General features: G+C 68.4%; 8 protein-coding genes. All 8 read right to left on the bottom strand.

The genetic code is table 11. The annotated features are described in order from the left end of the window. On the bottom strand, positions 1-875 hold an 875-nt coding region (locus tag GJV64_RS11255; RefSeq protein WP_268920644.1), incomplete at its 3' end, for a protein-disulfide reductase DsbD domain-containing protein. 97 nt (positions 876-972) lie between these two features. Beyond that, positions 973-1,743 carry an outer membrane protein gene (locus GJV64_RS11250; RefSeq protein WP_164157318.1) on the bottom strand — a complete coding sequence of 257 codons (771 nt, stop codon included), beginning with the start codon at positions 1,741-1,743 and terminating at the stop codon, positions 973-975. 213 nt (positions 1,744-1,956) lie between these two features. After that, positions 1,957-2,565 carry an alpha/beta fold hydrolase gene (locus tag GJV64_RS11245; protein WP_164157317.1) on the bottom strand — a complete coding sequence of 203 codons (609 nt, stop codon included), beginning with the start codon at positions 2,563-2,565 and terminating at the stop codon, positions 1,957-1,959. Between the two features lie 290 nt (positions 2,566-2,855). Then, positions 2,856-3,323: a 30S ribosomal protein S9 gene (rpsI, locus tag GJV64_RS11240; RefSeq protein ID WP_408014987.1), complete on the bottom strand. Its 468-nt coding sequence runs from the start codon at positions 3,321-3,323 to the stop codon at positions 2,856-2,858. A 50-nt stretch (positions 3,324-3,373) separates the two neighbouring features. Then, on the bottom strand, positions 3,374-3,856 hold the full coding sequence (rplM, locus tag GJV64_RS11235) for a 50S ribosomal protein L13 (RefSeq protein ID WP_164157315.1): 483 nt from the start codon (positions 3,854-3,856) through the stop codon (positions 3,374-3,376). A gap of 93 nt (positions 3,857-3,949) precedes the next feature. Continuing rightward, on the bottom strand, positions 3,950-4,366 hold the full coding sequence (locus GJV64_RS11230; protein ID WP_408014986.1) for an NUDIX domain-containing protein: 417 nt from the start codon (positions 4,364-4,366) through the stop codon (positions 3,950-3,952). 62 nt (positions 4,367-4,428) lie between these two features. Further along, positions 4,429-4,794 carry a DUF2237 family protein gene (locus tag GJV64_RS11225; RefSeq protein WP_164157314.1) on the bottom strand — a complete coding sequence of 122 codons (366 nt, stop codon included), beginning with the start codon at positions 4,792-4,794 and terminating at the stop codon, positions 4,429-4,431. Continuing rightward, a partial coding sequence (locus GJV64_RS11220) for a COX15/CtaA family protein (protein ID WP_205599604.1) occupies positions 4,791-5,008 on the bottom strand: 218 nt, incomplete at its 5' end. The genes GJV64_RS11220 and GJV64_RS11225, both read right to left, overlap by 4 nt.

Raw genomic sequence — 5,008 nt, 5'->3', positions numbered from 1 at the left:
CCGCCGCTGCCCGCATCGTCGGCTTCGCCGCTACCGGCCGCCAGCGCCGCGCCGGCTGCCGGCACGGTGCCTTCGCCGGCCGCGATGGCAAAGCCCAGCACGGCGCCGTCTGTCATCTCGACGCGCAGCACGCCGTTCACCGTGCCTTCCGGCGCATTGGCATCGGTTTCGATGCGCAGCGCGTCGCCAGCGCGCGTCACCTGCTGCGGCGTGACGTGGTTGATCACCATGTCCCCGGCCGGAAAGAACCAGGCCGATTTCACCCGCTCTAGACCGGCCAGCGGCACGGCGAGCACGAAGCGGTTGCCCTGCTTTGCCCAGCTCGCGGTGGCCAATAGCGGCTTGGGCAGCGCCTCGCGGGCGGCGGTGAGGCGGGCGCCCATGTCAGGGTCGGCGGCGCCATCGCCGATGACGAGCGGCAGGGTGAGGGTGGCGTTTTCCGGCACGCACTGCTCAAAGCTGCACACCAGCCAGTCGACCTTCACCGTGATCGGAAACTCGCTGCCCGGCGCCACGCCGGCCGGCACGTTCACCGACGTGGTGAGAATGTTCGTCTTTTCATAGACATGGTTCATCAGGCCGGAGACGACGAGCGTGCCCGGCACCGGATATTGCAGCTCCGGCGGGGTCGCCACGCCCGGCGGCAGGGTCCATTCCACCCGCGTCGGCGCGCCGGCATCGCCGGGGTTCAGCCAATAGGTGTGCCAGCCCTTCTTCGGCGTCAGCTCAATGCCCAGCTGCACCGTGGTGCCAGGGGCGGGGCGGGCGCTCTGGGCGATCAGTTCCACCCGCGTGTTGGGCTGGTCGCTGAACGACTGGGCCAAGGCGGGAGGCGCCAACAGCAGGGCCAGCGCGAGGAGGAGGCGACGAATCATGCCGGCCTTGTGCCAGCAGCGGCCACAAAGGAAAAGAGAAGCCCCAGTTGGGCGCTGCCAACCGGGGCTTCGTGCCACAGGGATTGCCTGTTGAGCGTCAGAAGCGGGCGATGATGCCCACACGCGCCGCACCGCCGGCGGTGGGCAGGCCAACCTGGTAATCGACGCCGTTCAGGGCCGAGATGGCGCGCACCCCGCTGTTGCCGGTTGCCAGCACCGACTGGCGGCCGAGATCGGTGTAGAGATACTCGGCGCGCAGGCTCACCCCGTCGGTCAGCTTGAACTCGGTGCCGGCGCCGATCGTCCAGCCGAAGCGGCCCTGGCTGCGCTCACCGCTCCAGGCAACGGTGGGCGCACCGTTTACCACCACGCCGGCGGTGCCGCGAACATCGGCCAGCGCGACGCCGCCGGTGCCGTACAGCAGCACATTCTCGCCCACAGTGGTGCCCAGCCGGGCGCGCAGAGAGCCCTGGGTCCCAATGCGGCGGCTGGCGCTGGTGGTCAGGCCATTGGGGGCCAGATCAGGGATGGCCGCGCCCGAAAAGGCCGCGCCGGCACGGTTGGCGCCGAAGCTGACATCGGCTTCAAGGCCATAGACAAGGCTGCCCGACGAGCCGTTCCAGCCAGCCACGGCACCGCCGCGCCAGCCATCGTTATTGTCGAGCCGCAGCGATTCCGGCGCGACCGTGTCGGGCAGGCCCAGGAAGGCGGTGGTCCCTTCAGTGACGGCGTTGCGGCTGTTGTGCAGCTGCACGCTGCCGATCACGCCAACATAGACACCGTCGAACTTGGTTTCGGCCAGCGCCGGTGCCGACAAGGCCAGCAGGGCGCCGCTGACGAGCAGTAGCGAATTTCTTTTCAGCAACATGACACACTCCTTGGTTGGGGGCCTTTGGTTGGAGGCAGCTCAGGCGTTTACGGCTGGCGGCTGAAGCGAAAATGAACGGCTGCGGTGCTGTTGACCAACTGCGACAGGCCGCCGCAAATCATTGTTCAAGCGATAGTTTTTGCAAATGCAAGAATGGTTGGGGCGTATTGGCCGCTACCTGGCCTTGCCATCAGCGAACGTGGCCAGCCAGCCTCACAACCGGGCAAGTGCCGCGCGCAGCGCCGAGTAATGCGAGCATCCGGGCAGGAGGTGGAGCGTGACCGGGCCGGGCAGTGCACCGGCCAATGCCCTGGCCATTGCCGGCGGAGTCCAATTGTCCTGCGTGCCTTGCCAGATTGTGACCGGCGCGCCGACATGGGCGAGATCGGCACCGCCATCAGCAACATAGGCGGCAACGTCGGCGATGAACCCGCGCGGGTCGCGCCCCAGTCCTTCCCGCAGCACCTGGGCCATTGCCTGTCGGAAGGCCGGCTCACGGAATAGCGCGCGGTCCTTGCCGGCCGCGGTGGCGAACAGGCGGTCGAGCAGAAAGTTTGGCGCGGTCTGGGCCAGCAGGCTTTGCAGATGGACCGCCATGCGGAAGAGCCTGGGCCGGGATTGCGCCATGCGAAACAAGGTGCCGCCGGCCATGTCGTCCAGAAAATCCCCCAGCGCCAGGGGTGCGGCCGGCGAGACGAGGTGGACCTGCGCTACCCGCTTCCCAAGGTCCCGCGCGACCGCCAAGGCGGCTGGCGCGCCGAGCGAGAAGCCGATGAGGGTCAGCGGTTCCAGGGCGCAGCTCTGCGCTACCTGCGCGGCCAAAGTCTGCGGGCTGATCGGGGTGTTGCGGTCTGGCGCGAAGGCGGCAAGGCCCGGCGGGGCAAGGGCGTCCCATTCGGCGCCGCCGCCCGGTTGGCCATGAAAATAGGCGATGCGCGGCGCGGGGTCCGGTTTGGCCATGCAGCAGCGCTTAGCACGGCCCACGGTTCAGCACGACAACGCCGGAGCTGCTGCCCCGGTGCCGCCCTGCGTCGCTGCTTTCCGGTATGGAAAAAGGGGCCGCGCCTTGGCGCAGCCCCTTCATCTTTCGCGGAAAACTGAAAGCGTCCGGATCAGCGCTTGCTGAACTGGAAGCTGCGGCGGGCCTTGGCCTTGCCGTACTTCTTGCGCTCGACCACGCGCGGGTCGCGGGTCAGGAAGCCGGCCTGCTTCACGGGCGTGCGCAGGGTCGGTTCATACTTGGTCAGCGCCTGGGCGATGCCGTGCTTGACCGCACCAGCCTGGCCGGACAGGCCGCCGCCAACCACGGTGGCGATCACGTCATACTGGTCACGGCGATCGGCCACGTCGAACGGCTGGTTGATGACCAGGCGCAGCGACGGGCGGGCGAAATAGACCGTCTGGTCGCGGCCGTTGACGGTGATCTTGCCGGTGCCGGGCTTCAGCCACACGCGGGCGACAGCGTTCTTGCGCTTGCCGGTGGCATAGGCACGGCCCAGGGCATCGATTTCCTGTTCGCGCAGCGGCGCGGGCGGGCCGCCACCGCCGGTATGGGCGGTGTTGACCGTGTCGGCTTCCATGCCGCCGAGGTCGGAGAGGGACTGGCGAGTGTCGGTCATGTTGCTATTCCTCAACCGGCGATCGTGCTGTTCTTGCGGTTCATCGACTTGACGTCGAGCACTTCGGGCTGCTGCGCCACGTGCGGATGTTCGGTGCCGGCAAACACGCGCAGGCTCCGCATCTGCTGGCGGCCGAGCGGCCCGCGCGGCACCATGCGTTCCACCGCCTTGATGATCACGCGCTCCGGAAAGCGGCCTTCCAGCACCTTGGCCGGGCTGGTTTCCTTGATGCCGCCGGGGTGGCCGGTGTGGCGATAATAGACCTTGTCGGTCGCCTTCTTGCCGGTGAAGCGCACCTTCTCGGCGTTGATCACGATGACATTGTCACCGCAATCGACGTGGGGGGTGAAGCTGGCCTTGTGCTTGCCGCGCAGGCGGTTGGCGATGATCGAGGCGAGGCGGCCGACGACCAGGCCTTCGGCGTCGATCAGCAGCCACTTCTTTTCGACTTCGGCCGGCTTGGCCGGCGCGGTGATGCGGGAGAGCGTGGTCATGCGGTGTTCCTGGGCTTTCCAGTTGCAAACGAAACGGCCGGGGCAGCGAGACCCCGGCGTTGGCAGGCGCTATCGTGCGAAAGCGGCCTCAGATCAAGGAAAAAGCGGGGTTTTTGGCGTGTGGTATCTTGATACCGCATCCTTGGGCAGGCTCCGCAGGGCCGCCGCGAGGCGCTGCTGCAGCGGCGCCACCGCATCGCTGGCCCCCAGAAACGCGGCGATGCCAATCAGTTGCGGGCTGTGCCCCTCGTCGCCGAAGCACATGGCGTCAAGGTCGCGCGCTTCGAGCCGGCCGAGCAAGAACCAGCCGATGCGGCCCGGCGCGCTGGTGGCCGGGAAGGGCCGCGCCCACCATAGCCGCGATTCGGGCAGGGTGACGCCGAACTCTTCCTGCAATTCGCGCAGGGCGCACTGGGCCGGGCTTTCGTCGCCCTCGCGGCCGCCGCCTGGCAGATCGATCAGGCCGGGCCAGGGGATGCCCGGCTTCACGTCGCGGCGATAGGTGAGGATATGGCCATCGATCAGCGCCGCCAGCTTGGCGCCGGCAAAGTCGCCGCCGTCCCACGCTGTGATCAGGGCGTCACCGCGTGCGCCTGCAGATGGCCGAGCAGGGTCACCTCCAGCGTCTTCTCATGGGTGGCCTCCAGCACAATCTCGGGCGCGAAGCCGGCGCGGCGGGCCTCTTCCCAGCGCCCGGCGCACAGGCACCACCGGTCGCCGGGGTTGAGGCCGGGAAAGCCAAACTCCGGGCGCGGCGTCGACAGGTCATTGCCAACCTGCTTGCTGAAGGCGAGGAACTCCTCGGTCACCACCGCGCAGACGGTGTGGAGGCCATGATCGAACGCATCGGTGTTGCAGCAGCCGTCGCGCTGCCAGCCGGTGAGCGGCGCGAAGGAGCAGGGCGCAAGGTCGCCCCCCAGAACATTCCTCGCCGTCATGCCTGTCTTCCCCGCGTGCTCCAGTGCGCCGCCCAAACGGTGGCCGCCACCAGCAGCGCGGCAACGCCCTGGTGGGCAACGCCCAGCGGGATCGGCACGTGGTTGAGGATGACAGCCACGCCCAGCACGAATTGGATGAGGACGAGCCCGCCCAGCGCCGCGGCGCGCGCGCCCGCGCCGGCTCGCCAAAGGCGCCACGCCACGGCCAGCAGGG

It is taken from the genome of Sandarakinorhabdus rubra, assembly GCF_010994245.1.
Classification (GTDB): Bacteria; Pseudomonadota; Alphaproteobacteria; order Sphingomonadales; family Sphingomonadaceae; genus Sandarakinorhabdus; species Sandarakinorhabdus rubra.
Note: the sequence above shows the minus strand (reverse complement) of the source record. Positions and strands in the feature narration are given on the sequence as shown.

Coding starts and splice junctions, on each gene's coding strand:
- GJV64_RS11250 (WP_164157318.1), bottom strand. CDS start 1,743: ATGTTGCTGAAAAGAAATTCGCTACTGCTCGTCAGCGGCGCCCTGCTG.
- GJV64_RS11225 (WP_164157314.1), bottom strand. CDS start 4,794: ATGACGGCGAGGAATGTTCTGGGGGGCGACCTTGCGCCCTGCTCCTTC.
- rpsI (WP_408014987.1), bottom strand. CDS start 3,323: ATGGAAGCCGACACGGTCAACACCGCCCATACCGGCGGTGGCGGCCCG.
- rplM (WP_164157315.1), bottom strand. CDS start 3,856: ATGACCACGCTCTCCCGCATCACCGCGCCGGCCAAGCCGGCCGAAGTC.